22 protein-coding genes are annotated in these 25,462 nt (G+C 68.3%); 5 read left to right on the top strand and 17 right to left on the bottom strand.

The features are described from left to right. Positions 1-89: 89 nt before the first annotated feature. From ACFYTS_RS23940 to infA, 13 genes are all read right to left on the bottom strand, one after another. Positions 90-1,097: a nitrilase-related carbon-nitrogen hydrolase gene (locus ACFYTS_RS23940; RefSeq protein ID WP_387307282.1), complete on the bottom strand. Its 1,008-nt coding sequence runs from the start codon at positions 1,095-1,097 to the stop codon at positions 90-92. A gap of 79 nt (positions 1,098-1,176) precedes the next feature. Beyond that, the gene (locus ACFYTS_RS23935) at positions 1,177-2,169 is read right to left on the bottom strand and encodes an AraC family transcriptional regulator (protein WP_387307280.1); all 993 of its coding nucleotides are present in this window, start codon (positions 2,167-2,169) and stop codon (positions 1,177-1,179) included. A 101-nt stretch (positions 2,170-2,270) separates the two neighbouring features. Then, complete coding sequence (locus tag ACFYTS_RS23930) at positions 2,271-3,125, bottom strand: nitrilase-related carbon-nitrogen hydrolase (RefSeq protein ID WP_387307278.1); 855 nt, start codon at positions 3,123-3,125, stop codon at positions 2,271-2,273. Between the two features lie 81 nt (positions 3,126-3,206). Further along, positions 3,207-4,187 (bottom strand): AraC family transcriptional regulator, encoded by a 981-nt coding sequence (locus ACFYTS_RS23925; RefSeq protein WP_387307276.1) that lies wholly within the window; start codon positions 4,185-4,187, stop codon positions 3,207-3,209. A 229-nt stretch (positions 4,188-4,416) separates the two neighbouring features. Beyond that, positions 4,417-5,382, bottom strand: a complete 966-nt coding sequence (locus ACFYTS_RS23920) for a helix-turn-helix domain-containing protein (protein WP_387307272.1) — start codon at positions 5,380-5,382, stop codon at positions 4,417-4,419. Positions 5,383-5,656: 274 nt separating this feature from the next. Then, complete coding sequence (truA, locus tag ACFYTS_RS23915) at positions 5,657-6,613, bottom strand: tRNA pseudouridine(38-40) synthase TruA (RefSeq protein ID WP_357282312.1); 957 nt, start codon at positions 6,611-6,613, stop codon at positions 5,657-5,659. A 69-nt stretch (positions 6,614-6,682) separates the two neighbouring features. Further along, positions 6,683-7,180: a 50S ribosomal protein L17 gene (gene rplQ / locus ACFYTS_RS23910; protein ID WP_357282314.1), complete on the bottom strand. Its 498-nt coding sequence runs from the start codon at positions 7,178-7,180 to the stop codon at positions 6,683-6,685. Positions 7,181-7,232: 52 nt separating this feature from the next. Then, positions 7,233-8,291 carry a DNA-directed RNA polymerase subunit alpha gene (locus ACFYTS_RS23905; RefSeq protein WP_033085978.1) on the bottom strand — a complete coding sequence of 353 codons (1,059 nt, stop codon included), beginning with the start codon at positions 8,289-8,291 and terminating at the stop codon, positions 7,233-7,235. Positions 8,292-8,410: 119 nt separating this feature from the next. Beyond that, a complete protein-coding gene (rpsD, locus tag ACFYTS_RS23900) occupies positions 8,411-9,016 on the bottom strand; it encodes a 30S ribosomal protein S4 (RefSeq protein WP_357088930.1) in 606 nt (201 codons plus the stop codon). 21 nt (positions 9,017-9,037) lie between these two features. Further along, on the bottom strand, positions 9,038-9,451 hold the full coding sequence (rpsK, locus tag ACFYTS_RS23895; protein ID WP_213557959.1) for a 30S ribosomal protein S11: 414 nt from the start codon (positions 9,449-9,451) through the stop codon (positions 9,038-9,040). Positions 9,452-9,460: 9 nt separating this feature from the next. Further along, a complete protein-coding gene (rpsM, locus tag ACFYTS_RS23890; protein ID WP_213557960.1) occupies positions 9,461-9,832 on the bottom strand; it encodes a 30S ribosomal protein S13 in 372 nt (123 codons plus the stop codon). Positions 9,833-10,012: 180 nt separating this feature from the next. Then, positions 10,013-10,126 (bottom strand): 50S ribosomal protein L36, encoded by a 114-nt coding sequence (gene rpmJ, locus ACFYTS_RS23885; protein ID WP_033085975.1) that lies wholly within the window; start codon positions 10,124-10,126, stop codon positions 10,013-10,015. A 122-nt stretch (positions 10,127-10,248) separates the two neighbouring features. Continuing rightward, a complete protein-coding gene (gene infA / locus ACFYTS_RS23880) occupies positions 10,249-10,470 on the bottom strand; it encodes a translation initiation factor IF-1 (RefSeq protein ID WP_040804562.1) in 222 nt (73 codons plus the stop codon). A 1,966-nt stretch (positions 10,471-12,436) separates the two neighbouring features. Between infA and ACFYTS_RS23875 the strand changes: the two genes are divergently transcribed. The 3 genes from ACFYTS_RS23875 (at position 12,437) to ACFYTS_RS23865 (ending at position 16,636) form a co-directional block, all read left to right on the top strand. Then, entirely contained in the window at positions 12,437-14,572 is a 2,136-nt protein-coding gene (locus ACFYTS_RS23875; protein WP_387307491.1) for an AAA family ATPase, read from the top strand. Positions 14,573-14,678: 106 nt separating this feature from the next. After that, entirely contained in the window at positions 14,679-14,822 is a 144-nt protein-coding gene (locus ACFYTS_RS23870) for a hypothetical protein (protein ID WP_387307266.1), read from the top strand. Then, entirely contained in the window at positions 14,819-16,636 is a 1,818-nt protein-coding gene (locus ACFYTS_RS23865) for a serine/threonine-protein kinase (RefSeq protein ID WP_387307264.1), read from the top strand. Before ACFYTS_RS23870 ends, ACFYTS_RS23865 begins: the two co-directional genes overlap by 4 nt. Before the next feature lie 7 nt (positions 16,637-16,643). Here the strand turns inward: ACFYTS_RS23865 and ACFYTS_RS23860 are convergent, their stop codons facing one another. From ACFYTS_RS23860 to ACFYTS_RS23850, 3 genes are all read right to left on the bottom strand, one after another. Further along, on the bottom strand, positions 16,644-17,909 hold the full coding sequence (locus ACFYTS_RS23860) for a hypothetical protein (protein ID WP_387307262.1): 1,266 nt from the start codon (positions 17,907-17,909) through the stop codon (positions 16,644-16,646). An 8-nt stretch (positions 17,910-17,917) separates the two neighbouring features. After that, entirely contained in the window at positions 17,918-19,084 is a 1,167-nt protein-coding gene (locus ACFYTS_RS23855; protein ID WP_387307260.1) for a hypothetical protein, read from the bottom strand. 145 nt (positions 19,085-19,229) lie between these two features. Then, positions 19,230-19,736, bottom strand: a complete 507-nt coding sequence (locus ACFYTS_RS23850; RefSeq protein ID WP_387307258.1) for a DUF4254 domain-containing protein — start codon at positions 19,734-19,736, stop codon at positions 19,230-19,232. A gap of 175 nt (positions 19,737-19,911) precedes the next feature. Here ACFYTS_RS23850 and ACFYTS_RS23845 point away from each other — a divergent pair, with 175 nt between their 5' ends. Both ACFYTS_RS23845 and ACFYTS_RS23840 read left to right on the top strand, forming a co-directional pair. Continuing rightward, a complete protein-coding gene (locus tag ACFYTS_RS23845) occupies positions 19,912-20,751 on the top strand; it encodes a GntR family transcriptional regulator (protein ID WP_387307256.1) in 840 nt (279 codons plus the stop codon). Next, positions 20,748-21,431, top strand: coding sequence for a GNAT family N-acetyltransferase (locus ACFYTS_RS23840; RefSeq protein ID WP_387307254.1), 684 nt, complete (start codon positions 20,748-20,750; stop codon positions 21,429-21,431). The genes ACFYTS_RS23845 and ACFYTS_RS23840 overlap by 4 nt, the downstream gene beginning before the upstream one ends. 1 nt (position 21,432) lies before the next feature. On the opposite strand, the gene eccCa is transcribed toward ACFYTS_RS23840, so the two are convergent. Next, positions 21,433-25,455, bottom strand: a complete 4,023-nt coding sequence (eccCa, locus tag ACFYTS_RS23835; protein WP_387307252.1) for a type VII secretion protein EccCa — start codon at positions 25,453-25,455, stop codon at positions 21,433-21,435. Positions 25,456-25,462: the final 7 nt, after the last annotated feature.

Genomic DNA, 25,462 nt, shown 5'->3' with positions numbered 1-25,462 from the left:
CCTGAAACTCCTGTCACGCCGCCGACTCCGCCGGCAACCCACCGCTCTACACGGGGCCCGCCTGACGGAGACCGCGGCGGCCGCTCGCGTCAGCAGGCCGCGGTGCCGCCGGGGTAGGCGCCCAGGGACGCCGGGAGGGCCCAGCGGTCGGGGCCCGACTGCCAGCCCGCGGCGACGCGACGGGAGCCGCGGCGAGTGGGTGCGCTGTCCTTGCGAGTGTTGTCCCTGCGATCCCGGGTGGTGCGAATGGAGTCGCAGGGCTGGTTGTCCGCGAGCGTCACGGCGATCTCGAGGTCGGCGTAGAGGATGCCCTCCTCGCCCTCCGCGAGCGAGGCCACCACTTCGCCGCCGTCGACGCCGTAGATGCGGGCGCATCCGGTGGGGCCGCCATTATGGCGCTGCGCGCTGCCCACACCGCCGAACGCGGCGTCACCGATCACGGCGGTAGGGGCGATCACGTACGCGCCGACCTCGAGCGCGTACATCCGGCTGAGCGTGGCGCTCGACTCCGGTCCGACCGCGTCGCCGTCGGGGCTGGCGGGCCAGGCGGCCACGTGGATCTGCTCCTCGTCGGCGCGCAGCGCGCGGGTGAGCAGTGGCCGCTGATTCTCCTGACCGGACAACGCGCCGTACTTGCCGATCGGGGTGTGGTGCACCGCGGGCAGATTCGGAGTTCCGGAGGCGAATATCTTGCGTTCCACGCTGTTCAGACCAGCTTTGCGGCGGACCGACAGCAACTGCCCGGAATCATCGATCACGGCCTGCGACATATAGATTCGCCGTTCCTGGCGCTCACCGAATCCGAGTACGACATGAATGTCGTGCGCGGCGGCGGCAGCGGTGATCGCGCGCATTTCCGCGCCGTCCCGCGTCATCGAATTCTCGCGGCATCTGGTCGAGTATTCGACATTCCACTGATTGGTATCGATCCAGCGCCACCACGGATAACCCGGGAGAAACGCCTCCGGGAATGCGACCAGCCGCGCCCCCTGCACCGCTGCCGCCCGGATCAGTTCGACCACCTGATCGACGCCGTCGGAGAGCCGCAGCCAGCTGGGTTCGGCCTGGACGGCGGCGACTCGCACCGTAGTCCTCATCGCTTTTCCCTCATGCAAGAGGAGCCTTGCCAAGTTATAGCGATCGAACAATGGCGACGAGTGCCGAATGACCGACTGATCATGCCAGGGTGCGGAATGCCCCCGGAGTTGTGCCCATTTCCAAACGGAAGCTTCGATAGAAGCTACGCTCTGTGAGGAATCCCGCCGCTTTCGCCACCGCCGAAAGCGGCAACTGTGGTGCATTTCTCAGTAGGTCGCAAGCACGTTCGATGCGCATGCGGCGCAACACCGTTCCCGGCCCGCCCTCGAACTCACCGAACACTCGATACAGCGTACGCCGAGACATTCTGCAGCCCTCCGCGATTCGATCCACTCCGAGATCGGGATCGGCGCAGTGGTCGCGCATGTAGTTCAGGACCCGTTGCCGATTGAGCGCGTCCGCCGACTGGTCACGCGGCGCGCGGCCGGACGCGGCGATCGCGGCGGCGGCCAGCAGATCCATTCCGGGCGCGGACAACAGCGCGGCGCTATCGGGATCGGTGTGCTGCAATTCGGCCAGCCCGCGAAAGAAGCTGCCCACGATTCCAGGCGCAGTGTTTGCCGAAAATACTGTGGCAGTGGGCAATTCGAGATTGTCGATGCCGTAGCGCTCGCGTAGTCGGCTGAGCGGGACCTGCACCACGACTTGTTCGAACCGCTCCGGCGCGTCCCAGCGGTAGGGACGGGTGCTGTCGTAGAACACGATTCCGCCGGGACCGACATCGGCGACGCGATCGTCCTGACACAAGCGCGCGGTGCCGACGGTCGGAATACTGGCGAGGAGATATTCGTCGGCACTGCGGCCGATGAGTGCGCCGGTGCGGCGAATGACTTGCGGTGTCGATCCGATTACCGACACATCCATCTCGCCATAGCTCGCGGATTCGATATAACCTACAAAGCGACCACTCGGTATAGGTTCAACCGCCAGCGGCACGTAGGCAGCACTCACCTGCGCCTCCCAGCGCTCGAATGCCTCCGTCGACGTCTGTTCCTGGCCGGACCGAACCTCGATCCGGTTGACCGGTGGTAACCCTTCCACTCCCCATCCCTCGATGACAATGGCGGCCACGTGTACGGCCGAATACTGGGGAGAGTGTGTCAGATCGGACGAATTCCGGCCAATGGGCCGAACTGGTACGAACCAGTAACCGGTGCGGACCGGTTGACGAATCAGGCGGCGGACTCGAAGCTCAGATCGAGTTCCAGATCGGCATACAGCAAACCCTGTTCGTGCGCGCCCAAAGGCGACGCCAGTTCCTCACCGCCCGGCGCGAAGATCCGCGCGTGCCCGCCCGGCCCCGGCACCAGCTGCTTGGCCGGCTCCGCGCCGCGGCGGCTCTCACTGCCAGCCACGTCCATCACCGAGCACGCCGCGATCACGTTCAGCTGACCGACCACCGCGTACCAGAGCGTGGCCGCGTTGTTCACCCGCACGCCCCAGTCCACGTCCCGCGCCACGATGAAACCCGGCCAGGACACCACGTGGATCTGCGCCCCGGTGCGCTCCAGCTCCCGTCGCGCGGGCAGATGCAACTGCTCGGAGCCGCCCTGCACCGCGATGCGGCCGATGCCGGTGCGGAACACCTGCGGCTCGCCGGGCTCGCCGGAGCGGAAGATCTGATGCTCCAACGGCGTCAGCTCGGGCTTGCGGCGGACTCCGAGCAGTACCCCTCGGTCGTCGATGAGGCACTGGGACATATACAGCGCGCTGCCACAGCGTTCGCTGAAGCCGAGCAGCACATGGATGCGATGCCGGCGTGCGGCGTCGGCGATGCGCCGGAACTCGGTGCGCCCCACCGTCATCGAATTGGTGCGATAACGTGCGAAGAAGCCCTCGCCCCAGCTCACCGATTCCAGCCACAGCCACCACGGGTAGCCGGGAAGGAAGGTCTCCGGGAAGGCCACCAACTGTGCACCACCCGCGGCCGCGTCCTCGATCAGCCCGATGGCCTGCCCGACTCCGGCGGGCAGATCCAGCCATCGCGGCTCGGCTTGGACAGCCGCGACTCGCACCTTCGTGGGCACCTCGGCTCCTTCGACGGATCGGATGATGTGCAATCACCCTTCGCCGAACGCCAGCCGGTCACAGCGACATACCGTGCCGAGCTACCGACAGCGCGTGCCTGTGTCCAATTGCGACCGGAATTGTCCCGGCGTCACGCCGGTTTCCTGCCTGAATGCCCGGTAGAAATGCCGATCCGTGGCGAAACCGGACGCCGCGGCGATCACCGAGAGCGGCCGGGTCGGGTCGGCTCGCAACAGCCTGCGGGCGTGCTCGACCCGCATCTGCCGCACCAGCGCGGCCGGGCCGCCGATCTCCTCGCAGACCCGGTAGAGGGTGCGCCGCGAGACCAGGCAGGCGTGCGCCACCTCGTCGACGGTCAGGTCCGGATCGGTGTACCGCTTCCGCAGCACCGCCAGCACCTGCTGGCGGGTGAAGACCGAATCGGCGGGCCCGGGCGAGGAGTGCCCGTTGGCCAGCAGCAACGCCGACGAGAGCATCGAGGTGACCTGCGACTCGAGAACGTCCGCCGCACGGCCGGTCTCCTCCGCGCCGAGCCGGGCCATACCCCGGAAGAAGTCGGCCACCACACCCATGGCCCCGGTGGCGGGCAGCGCCTTGGCGATCGGCAGCTCCTCACGCACCAGGCCGGCGTGGTCGAGCACCGCGTCCATGGGCGCGCGCACGATGGTGGACACCGCGTTCTCGGTGGTCCGGCTCTCGATCGGGCGGGCACTGTCGTAGAAGGCGATGGTCCCGGCCCCGCCCTCGGTGATCCGGCCGCTCTGCTCGGTCCAGTTCGAGCCATCGACGATGATGTTCACCAGCAGGAAGTCCCCGGCGGCCTGCTCGAGCTGACGCTTGGTGCGCACCACCCGCTGGGCGCTCGAGGTCATCAGCGTGAGGCTGGACCGATCGAACTGGGTGTAGCGGAGTTTGCCGTGCCAGGGCCCGGCGCCGATCGGTTCGACGATCGAAGGCAGCACGGCATCGGCGACGAGGGCCTCCCACTGCTCGAAGGCTTGCCGCGCGGAAACCTCTGAGGTCGTACGGACTTCGGCACTGGCCGTGGAAGCGCTACCCACACCTGCATCATTCCACTAGCGGACGCCGGGAGAACGGGAATGGGGCCGACTGATCCGACAAAACAGACCAATCAGCCCGATTGCTCCGGGAACTCGCCGACCCGGTCGCCGGCGGCTCGAGGCGGCGACCGGGCGGCGCGTCCCCAGTATGCCGCGCCGACGCGGCTCTGTGACTGCCCAGCCGTGCCAGTTCACTGCCCATTCAGGTCAGCCATGAAATACCCCCTGATCAGGCATGATTTATCCGGAATTCGCCAGGGGTCATACCGGTTTCGCGTTTGAAGGCCCGATAGAACTGCCGCTCGGACACGAAGCCCGCCGACCGCGCCACCGACAGCAGCGGCCGCGTCGGATCGGTGCGGATCAACGACAGCGCCCGCTCCACCCGCATCCGCCGCAACATGGCCGCCACGCCGTCTCCACCCTCTTCGAACAGCCGGTACAGGGTGCGCCGCGACACCGAACACGCGCCCGCCACCTGATCGATGGTCAGCTCCGGATCGGCGTAATTCCGCTGAATGAACGCCAGCGCACGCTGTTTGGCCAGCGCGTGCGCGGGCTCGTCGCGCGGCAGGTCGCCCGCCGCCAGCTGCACCACCGAGGCCAGCAGGCCCGTACCGTGTTTGGCCAGCACCGCGGCCTGTTCCGGTGCGGTGTACTGCAATTGCGCCATGCCGCAGAAGAAGCGGCCCACGATCCCGGCCGCGCCCTCGGGCGGGAAGCGCACCGCGGTCGGCATCCGGTCCGCCGGCACCCCCGACGCGCAGACCACCTCGGCCAGCGGCACCTGCACCGCCACCACGCCCCAGGAACTCTCGAAATGCGCGCTGAAGGGCCGGGAACTGACGTGCAGGGTCAGTCCGCCGTCGGCCAGCTCCCCCACTCGCCCATCCTGCTCCAGCCAGCCGTGGCCGTGCGTGGTGATGCTGGCGAACAGCACCGGTTCCTCGGGATCGTGAAGGAGTTGCGGTATCCGGCTCAGATGCTGCCCGCTGGCGGTCACCATCGACACGTCGATGCCGTCGAATCGCGATTGCACTATGCGCGCCCGGAATTCCCCCGACCGCACGGGTGTCACCACCAGCGGAACGTAGGCGGCCGCGACCACGGCCTCCCATTCCTCGAAAGTCTCCTGCTGCGAAACCTCCGGCGTGGAGCGAACCTCCATCACCGAGGGCTCGACGCCGCCCCTCATTGCCCGATTCTCGCATCCCGCCCCCACCCCGAACCCCGAATTCCCCTAACAACCTCCAACTTTCATCCAACCGCCCGAATTGGCGCATTGCCCGCAACTCGCACAGCGAATCTTCATCCCGGACTTGCACTTTCATCCGCGCGACCAGTCCGCGATCACGGGCGCGGCATCACACCCGCGACCTCGGCGGAGACGTGGTCGCGGGTGCGGAAGATCGGGGTGGGGCCGGAGGATTCGAACGACGCGCCAGGCGGGCGGCACGCCAGAAAGGGGGTCAGTCCCCGCAGCAACCCTCGGGGTCGGCGGCGCTGCTCTCGAGATCGGTGGCACCGCCCGCGGGACCGGGAACGGTGCGAACCTCGCGGGTCTGGATATTGCGGGCGGCCAGATCGGCGTCGGCCGGATAGTCGACGGCGATCAGTGACAGCCCGTGGGCCGGGGCCACGGTCACCGCGCTGGCGCGTTCGCGCTCGTTCAGCAGTCCGGCGATCCAGTCGGGCGTACGGCGGCCCTCACCGACGGCCAGCACGCCGCCGACCAGACTGCGGACCATGGACCAGCAGAACGCGTCCGCGCTGACATACGCGGTCAGCAGGTCGCCCTCCGCGACCCAGTCGAAGCGCTGCAGTTCGCGAATCGTGGTCGCGCCCTCGCGGCGGCGGCAGAAGGCCGCGAAATCGTGCAGGCCCAACAGGTTTCGGGAGGCCTCGCGCATGGCCTCGAGATCCGGACCGGGACGGCAGGGCACCACGCCGCGGGCCTGCAGCGGCTCGGCGCCGTAGGGCGCGGTGGTCAGGCGGTAGGCGTAGTGCCGGCGGATCGCCGAGAAGCGGGCGTCGAAGTCCGGCGGGGCGATCCGGGCCTGCTTGACCCGCACGTCCTTGGGCAGGAAACGGGCCAGCCGGTGCACCAGCTTGGGGCCGTCGACCTCGGTGTGGGTATCGAAGTGCGCGACTTGGCCTTCCGCGTGCACCCCGGCGTCGGTGCGCCCGGCCACGGTGAGCTGGATGGGTTCGCGCTGCACCTTGGACAGCGCGTCCTCCAGCACGCCCTGCACGGTGCGCAGGCCGGGCTGACGGGCCCAGCCGGTGAAATCGGTGCCGTCGTAACTGATGTCCAGCCGTACCCGAATCGAAATGGGTTCGGGCGTCGGATCCTCCACGGTCACAGCGATCTCCTGGTTAACATGGAGAAAGCCCGCCGACCCGGAGGGGACGGCGGGCTCACTCATGGGATGTCCACCTTCGGGGTTTCAGGGGAAGCCCCTGAAACCCCTGGTTGGTCCGAAGGACCCGGAGTATTACTCCGCGGCCTTGTCCTCGGCAGCCTCGGCGGCCGGAGCCTCAGCCTCGGCGGCCTCGTCGGCCTTGGCCTCGGCCGGAGCCTCGGTGGCCTTCGAAGCGGCGACACGACGGGCACGATCGGCCTCGTTGGTCACGGTCTTCTCGCGGACCAGCTCGATGATCGCCATCGGAGCGTTGTCACCCTTGCGGGGGATGGTCTTGATGATGCGGGTGTAGCCACCGTCGCGGCCCTCGAACGAGGGACCGATCTCGGCGAAGAGGGCGTGGACGATGTCCTTGCTACGGATCACCTTCATGACCTCGCGACGGTCGGCCAGGGTGCCGCCCTTCGCCTTGGTCACGAGCTTCTCGGCGTAGGGGCGCAGCGCCTTGGCCTTGGCCTCGGTGGTCGTGATACGACCGTGTTCGAAGAGCGCCGTCGCCAGGTTGGCGAAGATCGCCTTCTGGTGCGACGCCGACCCGCCGAAGCGGGCACCCTTCTTGGGCTTGGGCATGGTTGGAATCTCCTGTGTCTAAGGCAGATCCGGGGCGCTGGCCCCGAGCCGCCTAAAGCTGTTCGGTCTCGGCGTAGTCCTGCTCGCCGCTGTCGGTGTCGCTGAACGAGCCGCTGTCGCTCCAGGTGCCGCTCGCCGCGTCGTAGCCGACGACGGAGGACGGATCGAAGGAAGCCGGGGAGTCCTTGAGGGACAGGCCGAGCGAGTGCAGCTTGACCTTGACCTCGTCGATGGACTTCTGACCGAAGTTGCGGATGTCCAGCAGGTCCGACTCGGTGCGGGCGACCAGCTCGCCGACGGTGTGCACGCCCTCACGCTTGAGGCAGTTGTACGACCGAACGGTGAGATCCAGGTCCTCGATCGGCAGGCCGAACGAGGCGATGTGGTCCGCCTCGGCCGGGCTCGGGCCGATCTCGATGCCCTCGGCCTCGATGTTCAGCTCGCGCGCGAGACCGAACAGCTCGACCAGGGTCTTGCCCGCCGACGCCAGCGCATCCCGCGCGGAGATCGAGTTCTTGGTCTCGACATCCAGGATGAGCCGGTCGAAGTCGGTGCGCTGCTCGACACGGGTGGCCTCGACCTTGTACGTCACCTTGAGAACCGGCGAGTAGATCGAGTCAACCGGAATCCGGCCGATTTCCGCACCCGACGCCTTGTTCTGCACGGCCGGGACGTAGCCGCGACCGCGCTCGACCACGAGCTCGATCTCCAGCTTGCCCTTGTCGTTCAGGGTGGCGATGTGCATGTCCGGGTTGTGCACGGTCACGCCCGCCGGGGGGACGATGTCACCGGCGGTGACGGTGCCCGGGCCCTGCTTGCGCACGTACATGGTGACCGGCTCGTCCTCTTCGGACGACACGACCAGGCCCTTGAGGTTCAGGATGATGTCGGTGACATCCTCCTTCACGCCCGGGACGGTGGTGAACTCGTGCAGCACGCCGTCGATGCGGATGCTGGTGACCGCGGCACCCGGGATGCTCGAGAGCAGGGTGCGGCGCAGCGAGTTGCCGAGGGTGTAACCGAAACCCGGCTCCAGCGGTTCGATGGTGAACCGCGACCGGTTCTCGGACACGACCTCTTCGGTCAGCGTCGGTCGCTGTGAAATCAGCATTTCTTCCTCCTTCGGACGCCCACTATTTGACGCCCACTATGTGGGAGCTGTTGCGGCCCTGACCCTGTGCTTATCGAACTGAGCAGGGCCACAACCAGCGGCACGCTTACGCGCACCTATTACTTCGAGTAGAACTCGACGATCAGCTGTTCCTGCAGCGGAACATCGATCTGCGCACGCTCGGGGAGCTGGTGCACCAGGATCCGCAGACGGCCGGGAACGACCTGCAGCCAGCCCGGGATCGGGCGGTCGCCGACGGTCTCACGCGCCACCTGGAAGGGGTACATGGCCAGCGACTTCGCCTTGACATCGATGATGTCGTACTGCGAGACCTGGAAGCTCGGCACGTCGACCTTCACACCGTTGACGGTGAAGTGGCCGTGCGAGACCAGCTGGCGAGCGCCACGACGGGTACGGGCCAGACCGGCGCGGTACACGACGTTGTCCAGACGGGACTCGAGCAGACGCAGCAGGTTGTCGCCGGTCTTGCCCTTCTGGCGGTTCGCCTCTTCGTAGTACTTGCGGAACTGCTTCTCCATGACGCCGTACGAGAAGCGAGCCTTCTGCTTCTCCTGCAGCTGCATGAGGTACTCGGACTCCTTGATCCGCGCGCGGCCGTGCTGGCCGGGCGGGTAAGGACGACGCTCGAACGCCTGGTCGCCTCCGACGAGGTCGACACGCAGACGACGCGACTTGCGGGTGATAGGGCCGGTATAACGAGCCATTTTTCTACTCTTCCTTTCCCGCTAGACGCGACGCCGCTTGGGCGGACGGCAGCCGTTGTGCGGCTGCGGAGTGACATCGGAGATCGTGCCGACCTCGAGGCCGGCGGCCTGGAGGGAACGGATCGCGGTCTCGCGGCCCGAACCCGGGCCCTTCACGAAGACGTCGACCTTCTTGACACCGTTCTCCTGCGCCTTGCGGGCAGCGTTCTCGGCGGCGAGCTGAGCGGCGAACGGGGTCGACTTACGCGAGCCCTTGAAACCGACGTGGCCGGAGGACGCCCAGGAGATGACGTTGCCCTCGGGGTCGGTGATGGACACGATCGTGTTGTTGAACGTGCTCTTGATGTGAGCGTGGCCGTGCGGGATGTTCTTCTTATCCCGGCGACGCGCTTTCTGAGTCTTCTTCGGGCCCGAGGCCCGGCTCTTCGGAGGCATGCGCTATCCCTACTTCTTCTTGCCGGCGACGGTCTTCTTCGGACCCTTGCGCGTGCGGGCGTTGGTCTTGGTCCGCTGGCCACGCACGGGCAGGCCACGGCGGTGGCGGATGCCCTGGTAGCAGCCGATCTCGATCTTGCGACGGATGTCGGCCTGCACCTCGCGGCGCAGGTCACCCTCGACCTTGAATTCCTGCGCTTCGATGAAGTCGCGGAGCTTGGTCAGGTCGTCGTCGCTGAGGTCCTTCGACCGCAGGTCCGGGCTGACGCCCGTCTCCGCGAGGATCTCCTTGGCGCGGGTACGGCCGATGCCGAAGATGTAGGTCAGCGCGATCTCCATGCGCTTTTCGCGCGGGAGGTCGACGCCCATCAGACGTGCCATGGTTGGCGTTTCCTTACTTTTGCGGAGGTCTGCTCCCTGGCCGTCCCCTCGTAAGTGGGGCCCCGGCCTCCGTACCGGGGGTAGGCCGCCATCCGTCCCCTGACGGGACTCGGCGACGGCGACTGGCGCTGGGAGTGCTTCTTATTGCCAATCCGAACTGCGTTCGGTGCTTGGCGGAGATCAGCCCTGACGCTGCTTGTGGCGCAGGTTCTCGCAGATCACCATGACCCGACCGTGACGGCGGATCACCTTGCACTTCTCGCAGATCGGCTTGACGGACGGCTGAACCTTCACGTCAGATCCAATCTGGGTTGGTGTTCACTGGCCGTGAACACAGTTTTTCCCCGGTCAGTTCGACCGGGGAAACCCGGGACATATCGCCCCGGAAGTCTTGATGCGCTCCCGCGAGGAGCGACTCACTTGTAGCGGTAGACGATGCGGCCGCGGGTCAAGTCGTAGGGCGAGAGCTCCACGACGACGCGGTCCTCGGGCAGGATGCGGATGTAGTGCTGCCGCATCTTGCCGCTGATGTGGGCCAGAACCTTGTGCCCGTTCTCCAGCTCGATCCGGAACATCGCATTGGGCAACGGCTCGATAACCCGGCCCTCGACCTCGATGGCCCCTTCCTTCTTCGCCATATCCTCCGCGATCCCGGTTAGGCTGAACCTGGTTGGTTCAAGCTCATTACGGCAGGTCGGCCATGAGTTTCGCAGGCGCACCGGTGGATTGCTGGTGCACTGTGGCCAACCCGGTGACATACTCACTGGAGGCGGCACGAAGACATGCCACAGCCACTATGTAAGTCACCAGCGACCTACTTTACCCGTCGCCCCAGATCCGGCCAAATACGGGTGCCGTGACGTGCCCCTCCCCGGTCGCGCGGGCCATACCCCGGCCGCGGGCGGCCGATACACGCCGGGCACGCAGTCGCCGGGAATCGCTAAACTACGCCGTGTCCTGCACGATAGATCGAGGCACCCGGGGGTATAAGTGAGTCGCGAGAACGACGGACTCCCGATGCTCCCGCCCTGGCTCTCCGAGAGCGACGTCACCGACACCGGATACGAAGCCCCCGTCGAGAACCTCCCCCAGGACGACCTCATCCCCGAGGAGAAGGGCGGCCGCCGCCTCTTCGGCCGCCGCAAGCCCCGCAAGGACTCGGCCCCCGAACCCGCCGCACCCCTCCCCCGCACCCCCGGACCCGCGTCCGCTCCCCCACCCGGTCCCGCCGAGCCGCGCACCCAGCAGCCCACTCCGCCCACCCCGATGCCGACCCGCGACCCCGGCACCCACTTCAACCTCCCCCAGAACGGCACGCAGCCCAACGGGGCCCAGCCGACTTCTCCCTCCGGCCGCCACCCTATCGGCCAGAACCCGGCCACCCAGCATCCCAACGGCCACGCTCCTCAGCACCCCAACGGCCAGGCTCCTTTTAATCAGCCTCCCAACGGCCACCCATCCGGACCGAACGGCCAGACGCCTTTCACGCAGCCGCCCGCCGCTCAGACACCGCAGCCACCCCAGCCCAACAGCCAGGCGCCATTCACACAGCCTCCCGCTGCTCAGCCGCCGCAGTCGTCTCAGCCCAACAGCCAGCCGCCCATCGGCCAGGCACCACAGGCTCCCCAGCCCACGGGCCAGTCGCCCTTCACACAGCCGCCGGCCGAACGAACGCAGGCCGCGAACTCGACCGGCCAGTCGCCATTTACGCAGCCGCCGGGCGGCCAGACCCCACTCGCCGAGCCGCCCAACAGGCAGGGCACAGCCCAGCATGTGGGTCAGGACATCGGTCGATCCTCGAATAGCCAAGGCGCGGAACCGGTTCCGCAGGACGGCCAACCCGTTGCACCCGGCCGCCCGGATGGTCGGGGCTTCGAGGGTTCCTCAGACCCCAGCAAGCCGCTGGGACTCACCGGCGACCCCACTCAACCGCCCGTTGCGCCCGAACCCGCTCAGCCCGGTCCTTCTTCGGTTCCGCTGACACCCCCGCGGTTCTCCGCGCCTCCCGCGGCAGCTGCCCCGGCAACGCCCATCGGTACGCAGCCCGCGGGCGCGGCCCTCGCGGGCACGCCGACCGCGGGAAACCCGGACGCGGCCTCCCCCGCCCGCCCCCCGGCGGACCCGAACACGCGGATGCCCCTGCCTCCGTCTCCGAGCGAAATGGCCGCAGCGGCAAGCGATCCCGCGGTTCGCGCCGCGCGACCGCCGCTGCCCCCGGCTCCCGGTGAGCTGTCCGACTACGGCCCGAAGGCGGACCCGCTCGCGGCCGATCCGGCCGAGGTCACCAGGAAGATGGCGCAGCCGCCGCTGCCTCCGGCTCCGGGCGATCTGGACGCGACCGGTTCCGGCATCATCGCGCCCGCCGATCCGACGACTCGCCGGCCGCTCCCGCCTGCCCCTGAATCGAGTACCACCGCGAGCGAACCGGAGCCCGTCCCGGTTCCGGGCACGCCGAAGCCGACCTCGGCCGATCGCCCGGGCTCCGGCAATGGCGTTCCTCCCGTGCCGAATACGACGGCCGCTGCGCGCGAACCGCTCGACGCGGAACTGGCCGAGCCAGGCGCCGGCGAGACCTCGGGCCCGGAGGCGGACTTCGATCAGGCGATGACGCCGGGCCGCCACCGCGCGGTGGAGGTCACGCCGTCCGCCGACCCGCGCCTCGACATTCCGCCCGCGCCGCCCGGTCTTTCCGCACCGGCGTCGGGCCCGCTGCCGCAGGTCCCGGGTGGCCCACAGCAGTCCGCCGATGCCGGTCAGCGGCTGCCACCGCCGCCGGGACCGTTCCCTGACGCGCAGCACCTGCCGCCCGCGCCGGGCCCGCTCCCCAGCTCACAGGGCCTGCCACTCGCTCCGGGCCCGCTTCCCGGCGCTCAGGGCCTGCCGCCCGCCCCGCACTCCGGCGTTCCTCCGATGCCGCCGAACCAGGGATTCCCGGCCGGACCCGTTCCGCCGCAGTTGAATCCGTGGGCGAACGGCCCGCAGACCGAGGCCGGGCCGCATTCGAGCGACCCCACCGCGCATGATTCCGATATTCCGGGCATACCCTCGGGGTTCCCCGCCGGGCAGGGCGTAGTGCCACCGGCAGCCTCGGCACCGGACGGCCATCCCTCGATGCCCGGGCAACGCCCTTCGGCGGACGGTCCGGACGCGGCGGGGACCGAGGACCCGGACGCGAATCCTTGGGCGAACGCACCGCTGTCCGAGGCCGCGGCGGCTGGGCTGAGTGGTCGCCATCCGGTCAGCGCGCCACAGCCCGATTCCGGGATGCCGACTCCGCCGCGGGGTTTCCCGGCGGGGCCGTTCGTGTCGCAGTCGGCTCCGCAGGGTCCCGATGGTGTCGGGGTTGATGCGAACCCGTGGTCGAATGCCGCGATGTCCGAGGCTGCGGCCGCCGGATTCGACGGGCCGCGGACCGACGGGATGCTTCCGCCCCGCACGGGTATGCCGGGCGACGGCGCTCCCACGCAGCCGCAGTGGGGTCCGGGGGCCGATGGACCGCAGGGTCAGGGTGGGCAGATGCCTTGGGCCGCACCCGGGCCGGAGCAGGGCTACCCAGGTGTGCCCGGCCCGTCCGCAGTGCCTGGCTCTCCGGGACAGCCCGGTCCGTCGGCAGCGCCGGGGTTCCCGGGGCAGCCCGGTCCGGACGCGCCCGTCTGGGGTGATGTGAACGCACAGCCGGGTGGCCACATGCCAGGGCAGTACGGGATGAGTTCTGTGCAGCCCGGATTCGGCGCGCCCGGTCAGTACGGCGCTCCGGCCCAGGCCGGTCCCCCGCAGGGCGCTCGGGGTCCGGCCGGGTTTGCCGGTGGTCCCGCCCCGTCGCTGGATGATGTTCCGTTGCGCCGGGCGAAGAAGGCTCCGGGTTCGGGGTGGCGGCGGGCTGTGCACCATATGTCCGGTGGCGCGATCAATCCCGGCATGTCGGCGGAGGAGCGCCGCCTGCAGGAGTTGGTGGCGCGGATCCGGCAGCCGGTGCGCGGCGACTATCGGATCGCGGTGCTGTCGTTGAAGGGCGGCGTCGGCAAGACGACGACCACGATGGGTCTGGGTTCGATCTTCTCGTCGATTCGCGGGGACCGGGTGATCGCGGTGGACGCGAATCCGGACTTCGGGACGCTGTCGCAGCGGGTGCCGTTGCAGACGCGGTCGACGGTGCGGGATCTGTTGCTGGACGAGCACATTCAGCGGTATTCGGATGTGCGCCGGCATACCTCGCAGGGCAGCAGCCGCTTGGAGGTGCTGGCCAGTGAGCGGGATCCGGCGGCGTCGGAGGCGTTCAGCGAGGAGGAGTACCGCGCGGTGGCGCGGATCCTGCAGCGCTTCTACAACATCATTCTGACCGACTGCGGTACCGGCCTGATGCACTCGGCGATGGCGGGTGTGCTGGATCTGGCGCATTCGCTGGTGCTGATCTCGTCGTCGGCGATCGACGGCGCGCGCAGTGCGGCGGCGACGCTGGATTGGCTGTCGCTGCACGGTCACGACCATCTGGTCCGCAATGCGGTGGTGGTGATCAACCTGCCCCGCCCGGGCGCCCCGAATGTCGGGATCAATCAGTTGCGCGACTACTTCCTGTCGCGTTGCCGCGCGGTCCACATCATCCCGTACGACGCTCACCTGGGCGAGGGCGCGGAGATCGATCTGCATCGCCTGAGCAAGCCCGTCAAGCGCGCTTATGTGGAGCTGGCGGCCACGGTCGCCGATGATTTCGGCACCGACCACCGCCACTATCGGGGCTGAGCAGGGACCGGTTCCGAAGCGCTTCGGCGGCAGGGCGTTCGACCCGGCGGTGGCGGTGGCCGCGGGCGGGTGGCTGCGCATGACACGGCTTCGAACGGGTGCTAGTTTGTGGCTCGATCGCGCTGCCGCCCTGTCCGGCGAATTCCTCGCGGCCGACCCCGAGAACTCGGAGTACACCTGGATGCGTAATGCCCGCGGCCTGTCCGCCGCACCCTGCCCGCTCGCGCCGAACCCGGCGGATCTCCGATGAAGGCGCTGTTGCCCGACGATCCGCGCTGGATCGGCCCGCACCACATGATCGCGGTGGTCGGCACGGGCGAGCTGGGCCGGGTGCTCCTGGGTCGGACGCCGACCGGAAAGCTCGTGGCGGTCAAGCGGATTCACCGCTCGCAGACGGTGGACATGGAGTTCCGGGCTCGCCTGCAGCGGGAGCTGGAGACCGGCAAGCAGCTCACTGGTTCCTGGTTCACGCCGGTGGTGGACAGTGACGCCGATGCCGAACGCCCGTGGCTGGCCACCGAATATCTGCCCGCGCCGGATCTGGCGACGGTGATCGCGAGCTGTGGCCCGCTGCCGGTGCCGGGTCTGCGCATGCTGGCGACGGGGCTGGCGTCCGCGCTGCTGGAGGTGCACCGCGCGGTGCTGGTGCACCGGAATCTGAAGCCCGGCAATGTGCTGCTGACCGCCGAGGGCCCGCGCCTGGTGGATTTCGGCATCACGCGCGCCCGCGAGGACGGTTCGGCCACCACCGACGCTCCCGCGTATCTGGCGCCCGAGCAGGCCGAGGGCCAGCCGGTGACCTCCGCGGTCGACATCTACGCCGTGGGCATGCTGCTGGTGCTGGCCGCGACCGGATCCATGTCGGCGACACCGGATCTGCAGGCGGTCCCGCACGCCCTGCGCAAGCTGGTCGAGTCCTGCCTGTCGGCCGATCCGGCGCATCGCCCGTCGGCGCGGCAGCTGCTGGAGCAGGCGGAGCGCATTCCCGGGGAGTCGGCCTGGCCGCAGCCGGTGCTGGATTTCCTGGAGACGCACCGCACCGACGCCGACTGGTGGGCGTCGAGTGGCGAGCAGGAGACCCGTTACCGGGATCAGCTGGCGCGCTTGGCGGATCGCCGCCGCCGCACCATCGGCTGGGCGGCCGCGGCCGTGACCGGTGCCGTGGTGGTGGGCGGCACGGTGATCGGCTTGGTCCGCGCCTCCGATACCGAGGGTCACGCGCAGGCGCGCACGGATTCGTCGCTGGATCTGACGGCCGCCGAACTGCGACTGCTGGACACCTGCGCGGTCCTGGACAAGGCGCTGCCCGGCAAGCTGGGCACCCGCACCGGCGACCCGGAGGCTCAGCCCGGCGGCTGCGCCACCACGGTGCTCGACGCGTCGCAGCGAAAGGTCCACTACACCCTCGACATTCCCGATGCCGCGATCGGCGTGGACCAGTTGAAGCCGACCACGCACACCGCGAGCTGGGGCACGATCCTCAGCGCGGGCGCGGCCGACAACAAGTGCGACACGGTCCTGGTCGCCAAGTCGGCCGGTGATGTCCCGCTGCGCATGTCGGCCGAGCAGCTGGATCCCGCGGCCCAGCCGGGTTCCGCCTGTACCGCCGCCGAGCAGGCGCTGGCGGCCGTGGCCGAGCAGCTGACCGAGGTGGTCCCCCAGCGTAAGGCCGCCGCGACGTCGGTCCTGCGCGTGGACCCGTGTTCCCTGCTGCAGGACAGCGCGATTCACGACATCACCGGTGAGGTCACCGACCGTCAGCATTCGCCGCACGCGTGCGCGGTGGTCGGCCCCAATGGCTGGGTGCGCGTCGACCTGGTCGACCAGTCCCGCCCCGACCAGGGCGACTGGGCCTACGAGGCCGTGCAGACCGGCGACTACACCACCTATGTGATCGGCGCCCGCACCCCGAACGACTGCAATATCGCCTACCTGGTGCGCCCGACGGACAAGGGCAATGCCGAGCAGCTGAAGTTGCAGGTGTCGGATCAGTCGGCCACTCCGGACGCGTGCAGCAAGGCGGCGAAACTCCTCGCCGACGCGGTCTCGAAGCTGCCGAAGTAGCCGCGCGCTACAGGTATTGCGCCTTGGCGAGCAGCGCGTACTGCGCGGCCGCGCGTTGCTGGGCGTCCAGGAGCTGGGCCCCGGCGACGCGCGCGACGTAGCGGTCGTAGTGCAGGGTGCAGACGTAACGGTCGGTGGCGTTCCAGGCCTGGGAGAAGCTGGTGCGGTTGGGGCTGGGGTTCTCGGCGCAGGTCGCCCCGGGCACGCCGGGCGGTGCGTCGGTCGTGCCCTGGATGAGCCCGTTGATGCCCGTCCACAGGCTCGCCGCGGCTTTCGCGTCGCGGGCGCGGAACAGCAACGCGCCCTTGACGGTCGTGGCGGTCAGGTCGACGCCGTTGTCGTCCAGCAGGGGCTTCCACGGCCCCTGGTTGTCGACGGTGTGCAGGTAGCCACGCGCCGTGCGCACGGCTTCGTCCTGTCCGGGGCGTGGATAGTCGGCGGGGTGCAGGGTCCGCCGCAGCATGCCCTCGGGGTCGTAGTCGAGGTAGAGGATCTCGCGCGCGGTCAGCGGGGGCGTCTTGTCGAGCAGCGGCAGCTGGGCGTCGATGATCTTCGTGGCCAGCGTTTTCAGCCCGCCGATCTCCGCTGTGGGGGTCCGGACGGAGACATTGATCGCGTAACGGCCGCGGGACAACGTCGTCGACATGGTCGGAATCCCGGGTCTCCAGTGGCCTTTCGCGGCCGGGTACCTGTCCAGGCTGACCGGGACGTTCTCGGCGGCCGCGACGGCGAAGTCGGCGGAATCGATGCCCTCGGCGGCCGCTCGCGCCTGCTGTTCGTCGGGGAACTGCATCACCGTCACGTTGAAAGTCGTCGCGGTGGGGTCGTTCTCCCACCCTTCGAAGGGGCTCGAATTGCCCGAACTGTGGTCGATGTAGAGGATTTCGCGGCGAGAGTGGTCGCTGACCGTGGTCGAATAGGCCAGCATCAGGTGATTGTCGTCGAGCACCGGCCTGGCGGCCTTCGCGATCACGAACCCGGTCTCGGGCCGGGACAGCGCCGTGTAGCTGAAGCTCGGGTCGACGTCCGCGCCGCTCACCACGGCGTCGCCGAGCCGCGCGACAGCGATGGCGCTGCCGTCACGGAACGAGTGATCGTAGGAAGCGCGGAAGTCCATGGGCGTGGTCGGGTAGTTGCCGATGGCCAGGTTTCGGATGTCGATCTCGCCCGCCGCGGGAGACCCGGAGACCGTGCCCCCGCACCCGGCGAGTACGAGGCTGAAACTGACAGCGGCAGCGGCGAATACGGCCCTCCGCCGATTGATCTTGTTCACGACTACCCCTATTTGTCGTTGGCGAGAATGGCGTACTGCGCCGAGATCCGCTGATACACGTCCTGCGGCTGCTGCGACCACGCCTCGGCCGCGTACCGCCCGTAGGCGACCATGCAGCGGTACGGGAACTGGAAGGCGACCGGCCCCTGGTACTTGACGCAGCGGGCGTTGGGCAGCCCCTGCGGGGAGTCGATCCGATGCCAGACGCGGCCAACGGATTCCACGCCGACGAACCCCTCGGCCGCTGCGGCGTCGCGGGTGCGGACCAGCCGCCCGGCGCCGAATCCCATGTAGTCCACGCCGAACTTGTCGAACAGCGCGCGTCCCTCGTTCGGGTCGTCCTCCCGGTGCAGCGCCGCTTCCCGGCTCAGGGTGCCCTGAAGCGCGAAGGCCGTCTGGTCGCCGTCGGGCCGGATCAGGGTCAACTCGAGCACGCCCTGCGGATCGAGCGGCAGGTTGGCGAGCTGGTCCACCGGCGTCGGCCGGAAGTCCTTGAGCCGTTCCACGGTCACGCCGATCGCCTTGTCCGCCAGAGCGAGCATGACGTTCGGGTCGGAGATCTTCAGCTCGACGTTCTCGTGGTGGTTGACCACGTCCCCGATCACGTACCGGCCGGTCGCGTACCACGAGGAGAGCGCCTGGAACTGCGGGATCCAGACCACGCGCGCGCTCGGATACACCTTCGACTGCAACGGATCCGGATTGGTGATGGTATCGAAGCGCATTCCCGACAGCGCGGTGGCCGCGGCGGTCGCGGCGGCGTCGCTCTCGAAGATCATCACCGAGTGCCGCAGCGTGTAGCCGAGGTTCTTGGTATCGGCGTTGGAGGCCGCCGCGGTCCCGAATCCGGCGACCAGTCCCGGAGTGCTCGCGGTGAAGGCGTCATTGTCGAAGGACGCGAAAGGCGAACTGTTGCCGAAGGCCTTGACGTCGATGAAGGCGTGTACCCCACCCAGATTGTGGGTCAGCGCCGGATCGATCTGCTGTGGCAACGGCACAGCGTCCGCGAGGCGCATGGCTTCCATATTGCGGCTCATGCGGGCCGGGTCCTTCGGGACCAGTTGCTGGGGTTTGGTGGCGTAACTGCCGGTGTCGAGCTTGGACAGGTCGACGGTCTCGGCGGCGGGCGCCGGGTCGGACCCGCATCCCCCGACGGCCAAGGCCGTAATCGCCACCAGCGCAGCGACTATCGCACGAACTTGTAGCTTGTCCACAACTCCCCTTGTGGTCGAACTCAATGATCGTGCCAACCGTATAACGGAAACGCAAAGATGGCGGTCCGGGCCGCCCTCGGGCCCGGACCGCGCATCGGTCCAGCTGTTACCAGGCGGGCAGCCGACGACGCCCGGCGAGAACATCTCGCACGAGATCGTCGTAGGCGTCCGACAATTCGGCTAAATGGTGCCAAGCGCCATGCAGCATTTCATCATTGGCGTCAAGGGTCATCAACGCGTGATGCGCTCTCACCGATGCGTCCGCGAGCCGGTCGATGACCGATCCGACCGTTTCGGTATGCAAGGTCGCACCCAGGCGATGCTGGGGCACCGAGCGCACGATCCAATCGTCTATGGCCATGACCAATTCGATTCGGCGACGCTTGTTTTCGATGATAGAGGTCGGATCGGATTCCGGACCGACTCCACCGCGCCCGACCACTCGCCGCTCGTGCAGCACCGCGAGATCGTGGGCGAACCACAGCAGGGGTCCGCCGATGACCCGGTGACCGCGACAAGCGCGCAGGAGTAGGTCGGAGGTCGGCAATAGGCCGGAAGCCAGTGGCTGCGCCTCCAAGTCCACATAGGAACAGGACACGTCGGGCAATGCCACAACGACCGTGTTTGATGTCTCCGAACCTGCCACGTTGCCTCGCGTTCGACGTATAACAACACCGCATTCAGGACGTTCATTACAATAAACCTCAGAATGCTCCTGTCAAGCCTTACGCGGCAGTAGAACTACCGGAGTAGACTTCCAACTCTTGAAGCAACAACCGAGGAGCGAGATGGCGGACGGTCCGAGATACCAACGGATCGCAGACCTCCTCCGCGAGGAGATCCGCGCCGGCAAGTGGGAACCGGGCGATCGACTACCGAGTCACAATGAGTTGGCCGATCAGATGCGGGTCTCGATTACGACTGCTCGCAATGCGATCCAACTCCTGGTTGCCGAAAATCTGATCTATACAGCGACTTCTCGGGGCACCATCGTGCGCAGCCAGGAGGTCCTGGAATCCGTTGTGACCAATCACATTCGGCCTGATCGACCGCGTGCGGCGCACGACATCTTCTCGGAGATCGCGCGCGAGGCCGGTCGTGAACCGTCCAAACAGTTCAGTGCGAGAATGGAACCGGCCAGTCAGGAGGTTGCGCACTGGCTGGGCGTGGCGCGCGACGAATGGGTGGTTTCGCGCACTATCATGCAGTATCTGGACAACGAACCGTGGTCGTGGGAGGTCAGCTTCTATCCGCGAGATCTGGCCGAGGCCACCGGAATCGACGCGCCGCACGATATCCCCGAGGGGACGACGCGGCGCCTCGCCGACCGCGGTTACGCCGAGACGGCGCACCGCGACACGGTCGTTTCCCGTCCCGCCACAGCCGAGGAAGCGGCCTTATTGGGCATCGGTCCAGGCACCATTCTTCTCGATCATTTGCGCATCGGGGCCAATCATGATCGCGTCACTCGAGTGACCCGTCATCGTTCCACTGCGGCCCGCAACCGATTGGCATACGAATTGGGCGATGACGAAGGAACGGACATTATTCGTAAAACTCTGGGTGCGCCCTTTCCAACCGGTAATTCCCATTCCTTCGGTAATTCCCTGCTACCCGGTTCGCCATGAAGCCGCACCTGCGTCGGGCCCGCGTCGCGGATCTGGGGACCATCACCCGGTTCCGGTTGCAGCGCACCAGCTGGCTGGCGGCGCGCGGCAGTGACCAGTGGACGCGAGCCGGACGCGGGCTCCCCATCGAGACCTTCGTCCGGTCCGTGGCCCACGCGGTCCGGCGCGGTGAAACCTGGATAGCGGAGGTGGACGGCGAACCCGCCGGGACCATCACCGTCAACGACCGCGCCGACGAAAACCTCTGGTCCCCCGGCGAATTGGCCGACGCCGTGATCATCCACTACATGATCGTCGATCTACGCTTCGCCGGAATCCGCGTCGGCGAGGCGCTGCTGGCGCACGCCGCGCTCCTGGCCCGCCGCCAGCACCGCGGCTGGGTCCGCCTGGACGCCTGGACCACCAATCAGGGTCTGCACGCCTACTACCGGCGCGCGGGCTTCCGCCTCGCGCGCATCGCGGGCCCCGAGGCGACCGGCCCGTCCCGGGCCCTGTTCGAACGACCGACCTCGGCCTGGTCTCACGACCTGGTCCGCCCGACCCTCACCCTGGCCGCCGGCGAAACCACCCGTTTCACCATCGATCCCGCCTCGGCCCCCACCTGGACCCTCACCCAGCACCCCTTCGTCCGCCCGCACCCGGGCGTGACCGCCGAGCCGGGCTCGGCGGCCACCACCTGAGCTACAGCGCGGGCAGGTCGGCGATCTGGATCATCTCGTCGCCGCGGGAGCGGGACCAGAGGATGCCGCGGCCGGGCGGCAGGCGCATGGGGCGGATGTCGCCGATGAGCTTGCCCTCGTCCCGGGAGCCGCTCATGAGCAGTGCGGGGACGGACAGGTTCTTCATCGAGCCGAGCACCTGGTCGTAGAGGGCCCGGGAGATGCCGCCCATATTGCGGGAGATGACCACGTGCAGGCCGATGTCGCGGGCCTGCGGGAGCAGTTCGATCAACGCGCCCAGCGGGTTTCCGCCCGCCACCACCATGTCGTAGTCGTCGACCACGACGTAGATCTCGGGTCCGGTCCACCAGTCCCGGTCGCGCAGCTGCTGCGGGGTGATGTCGGAGCCCGGGATGCGCTTGGACAGGTAGTTGACGACTTCCTTGATCATGCCGCCGCAGGTCTGCGAGGACGTGGAGTACCCGGCGAGCTGGTCGCCCTCCAGGACCCCGAGCAGGGTGCGGCGGTAGTCGATGAGGATGACGCGCGCGGTGTCGGCATTGGAGCTCTCGGCGATGCCGCGAATGATGTTGCGCAGCACCGTGGTCTTGCCGGACTCGACCTCGGAGAACACCATGAAGTGCGGGTCGGCGGCGAAGTCCAGCACGATCGGCTGCAGCTCGGATTCGCCGATGCCGATGACCACCTTGGTCGGGCCCTGCTGAATCCCGTGGCGGCGAGCCAGTTCCAGGATCTGCTCGCGGGGCACGCTGCCGGGCAGGGTGCGCACCTCGGGTGCGCGGCGCTCGCCCCAGATGGCCTGCATCTCGGTGCGCGCGGCGGCCACGCCCTCGGCCAGGTTCTGGGCATTGGTGTCGGAGTCCAGGCGCGGCATGGCGATGAGCATGTGCAGCTGGTCGGCGGTGAGACCGCGGCCGGGCCGGTTGAGCGGCACGTTGACCGCGACCCGGCGGCCCATCTCGGAGTCCGAGGGGTCACCCAGGCGCAGTTCGATGCGGGTACCGATCATGTCCTTGACCGAGGCCCGGATCTCGCCCCACCGGTTGGCGCCCAGGATGACGTGGATGCCGTACGAAAGGCCCTGCGCGGCAAGCTGTCCGACCAGCGGCTCCAGGCTGTCGAATTCCTCGCGGACGACCTGCCAGTTGTCGATGACCAGGAACACGTCGCCGAAGCGGTCGGTCAGCACCGGGTCGTCGGACTGTGGCGCGTTCTGCGCGGCGTGCTTGCGCCGCCGGAACTCGGCCATGGATTCGATGCCCAGCCCGGCGAAGCGCTCCTCGCGTTCGCGCAGCAGGGTGGTGAGCTCGGCGATGGTGCGCCGGACCCGGTCGGAGTCGAGCTTGCCCGCGACCGAACCGACGTGCGGCAGCCCGACCAGGCCGGCCATGGAGCCACCACCGAAGTCGAGGCAGTAGAACTGCACCTGTTCGGGCGTGTGGGTGGCCGCCGCGGACATGATGATGGTGCGCAGCGTGGTCGACTTGCCGGACTGCGGACCGCCGACGACGGCCACATTGCCCTGCGCGCCCGCGAGATTGATGGTGAGCACGTCGCGGCGCTGCTCGTAGGGCTTGTCGATGATACCGATCGGCATCCACAGCTGCCCGTGCCGGTTGACCGGCGAACGCCAGTCCGGATCCGGCAGCAGCATGTCCACGGTCGGCGATTCCTCGAGCGGCGGCAGCCACACCTCGTGGGCGGGACGGCCGTGCCCGGTCAGGCGCTTCACGACAGTCTGCAGCAGGCTGTCGGGCAGGCCCTCGTCGCCGGAGGGCGGCGGGGGCGGCAGCAGGTCGAGCGGATCGAACGGGTTCTCCCGTTCGGGCTGCTCGAGGATCTCGACCATGGCGGCGGTGAATTCGCGCGGCGGCGCCTCGACGACGGTGGTGCCGTCGGCGGCCTGACGGGCCGAGCGGGGCGCGACGTAGGGCCCGGACACGTAGGTCGCGTTGAACCGCAACGGATCCGACGCGTCGCTCTTGAGGTAACCGGAACCCGGGATACCGGGCAGGTGGTAGGCGTCGGTGATGCCGAGCACCGCGCGGGACTCATTGGCCGAGAAGGTCCGCAGACCGATGCGGTACGACAGATGCGAGTCCAGACCCCGCATCTTGTTCTCCTCGAGCCGCTGCGAGGCGAGCAGCAGGTGCACGTGCAGCGACCGGCCCAGTCGGCCGATCATGACGAACAGGTCCGCGAAATCCGGCTTCTGCGAGAGCAATTCGGAGAACTCGTCGATGACCACGAACAGCGCGGGCAGCGGGTCGAGCGGCACCCCGGCCGCGCGCGCCTTCTCGTACTCGACGACATTGGCGAAGTTGCCCGCCGAGCGCAGCAGTTCCTGACGCCGGTTCATCTCGCCGGCGAGCGCGTCGCGCATACGGTCGACGAGCTCGAGCTCCTCCTCGAGGTTGGTGATGACCGCCGCCACGTGCGGCAGCGGGTCCATGCCGAGGAAGGTCGCGCCACCCTTGAAGTCGACCAGGATCAGGTTGAGCTGGTCCGGCGAGTGCGTGGTGACCATCGAAAGAATCAGTGTGCGAAGGAATTCCGACTTGCCGGAACCGGTCGCGCCGATGCACAGGCCGTGCGGGCCCATACCGTTCTCGGCGGATTCCTTGATGTCGATCTCGACCGGCGTCCCGTCGGGGGTGATGCCGATCGGCACGCGTAGTCGTTCGCGTCCGGCACGCGGCCGCCACACCTTGGCGGGGTCGATCTGCGCGGCGTCCGGGATCTTGAGCAGGTTCATCAGGCCCGGGTCGCTGGCGGTGGTGTTGTCGCCGAGGCTGACGATCTGCGCCGCGGTGGCGATCCGGAAGCGGGCCAGGCTGCGCGCGAAGGACTCGACCTCGGCCAGTGTCACGGTGTCGGCGTTGGCGAACTTCTCGGTGCCCGCCGCGCTCTTGGCGAACACCTCGCCGCCGGTGGCGACGAGCTGCAGTCCGCGTCGCGCGGCGAGGCTGTTCTCGGCGGAGCTCAGGTCGATGACGGTGACCGCGTCCAGACCGGATTCGCTGATCAAACGTTCACTGCCGCTGACGTATCCGTCGTCGATGATGACGACCAGGTGCAGCCGCCCCTGGGTGGGCTGCGGGTTGCGCATGAACCGGCCGCGCTCGAGCAGGTCGTCGGCGAGCGCGGTCTCCAGCTCGCCGAGCGAGCCGTAGATCATGCGGGACGCGCCCATGCCATCGCGTTCGCTCGAATGCTGAACGTGCGGCAGCCATTTCGCCCACGCCCAGGCCTCGCAGTCGGGTTCGGCGGTGACGATGGCGACGGCGACGTGGTCGGGTCCGTGAAACGCGGTGAGCTCCATGAGCATCGACCACACCAGCCCGCGCGCGTCCTCGGCCGGGCCCTCCACATTGATGGCCGGGAAGGCGCGCAGCGACACCGCGGTCGGCAGGTGGTGCACCACGGAATGCGTTCGCACGAAACGACGCAACGCCACGGTGGACACCGGCTCCAGGTCCTCGAGCGGTCCGGTCTCCGGCCGCGCCAGCTTGGCGGCGAGCCGGTGGGTGCCGATGCCGACCCGCACGTGCCCGAAGTCGGGGTCGGCGGGCCGCCGCTCCCACATGCGCCGCGAGCCCACGATCGAGGGCAGGTCGGCCGGTTCGGGGTGGCTCCAGATCAGCGTCTCGAGCTGCTTCTGCCCGGTGCGCCGGACTTCGCGGCGGGTCTGGTCGAGGTAGCGGAAGTAGTCCTTGCGTTCCTCGTTCAGTTCGCCGGAGCTCTTGTTGCTGCCGCGCTGGCCCATGAGCATGCCGCCCATGGACATGACCATCATCATCGGCATCATCATCATGTACGGGTTGGTCAGCACGGACCGTCCCATCATGGCGAACATGGCCAGCATGCCGATCATGGCGACGATCATCACGACCGGCATCAGCTTGCTCATCAGTGGCGCGGGCACCGGACGCGGAATCTCCGGCGGGGCCGTCAGCGCCATTTCGCCGCCCGGCGCGCGCGGCGGCGCGATGCGGGGGCGGCGCACGAAACCTTCGGTAGCCATGGGGTAG

The organism is Nocardia sp. NPDC004151, assembly GCF_042874235.1.
In the GTDB taxonomy this organism is placed as follows: domain Bacteria; phylum Actinomycetota; class Actinomycetes; order Mycobacteriales; family Mycobacteriaceae; genus Nocardia.
The sequence above is the reverse complement of the archived record's forward strand: the minus strand, read 5'-3'. Positions and strand labels throughout refer to the sequence as shown.

What these genes read in the sequence shown, in the direction of transcription:
- ACFYTS_RS23865 (WP_387307264.1), top strand. Translation starts at nt 14,819, where the DNA reads ATGAAGGCGCTGTTGCCCGACGATCCGCGCTGGATCGGCCCGCACCAC.
- rpsK (WP_213557959.1), bottom strand. Translation starts at nt 9,451, where the DNA reads ATGCCTCCGAAGAGCCGGGCCTCGGGCCCGAAGAAGACTCAGAAAGCG.
- ACFYTS_RS23845 (WP_387307256.1), top strand. Translation starts at nt 19,912, where the DNA reads ATGGCGGACGGTCCGAGATACCAACGGATCGCAGACCTCCTCCGCGAG.
- eccCa (WP_387307252.1), bottom strand. Translation starts at nt 25,455, where the DNA reads ATGGCTACCGAAGGTTTCGTGCGCCGCCCCCGCATCGCGCCGCCGCGC.
- truA (WP_357282312.1), bottom strand. Translation starts at nt 6,613, where the DNA reads ATGAGTGAGCCCGCCGTCCCCTCCGGGTCGGCGGGCTTTCTCCATGTT.
- ACFYTS_RS23940 (WP_387307282.1), bottom strand. Translation starts at nt 1,097, where the DNA reads ATGAGGACTACGGTGCGAGTCGCCGCCGTCCAGGCCGAACCCAGCTGG.
- infA (WP_040804562.1), bottom strand. Translation starts at nt 10,470, where the DNA reads ATGGCGAAGAAGGAAGGGGCCATCGAGGTCGAGGGCCGGGTTATCGAG.
- rplQ (WP_357282314.1), bottom strand. Translation starts at nt 7,180, where the DNA reads ATGCCCAAGCCCAAGAAGGGTGCCCGCTTCGGCGGGTCGGCGTCGCAC.
- ACFYTS_RS23875 (WP_387307491.1), top strand. Translation starts at nt 12,437, where the DNA reads ATGACGCCGGGCCGCCACCGCGCGGTGGAGGTCACGCCGTCCGCCGAC.
- ACFYTS_RS23920 (WP_387307272.1), bottom strand. Translation starts at nt 5,382, where the DNA reads ATGAGGGGCGGCGTCGAGCCCTCGGTGATGGAGGTTCGCTCCACGCCG.
- rpsD (WP_357088930.1), bottom strand. Translation starts at nt 9,016, where the DNA reads ATGGCTCGTTATACCGGCCCTATCACCCGCAAGTCGCGTCGTCTGCGT.
- ACFYTS_RS23840 (WP_387307254.1), top strand. Translation starts at nt 20,748, where the DNA reads ATGAAGCCGCACCTGCGTCGGGCCCGCGTCGCGGATCTGGGGACCATC.
- rpsM (WP_213557960.1), bottom strand. Translation starts at nt 9,832, where the DNA reads ATGGCACGTCTGATGGGCGTCGACCTCCCGCGCGAAAAGCGCATGGAG.
- ACFYTS_RS23905 (WP_033085978.1), bottom strand. Translation starts at nt 8,291, where the DNA reads ATGCTGATTTCACAGCGACCGACGCTGACCGAAGAGGTCGTGTCCGAG.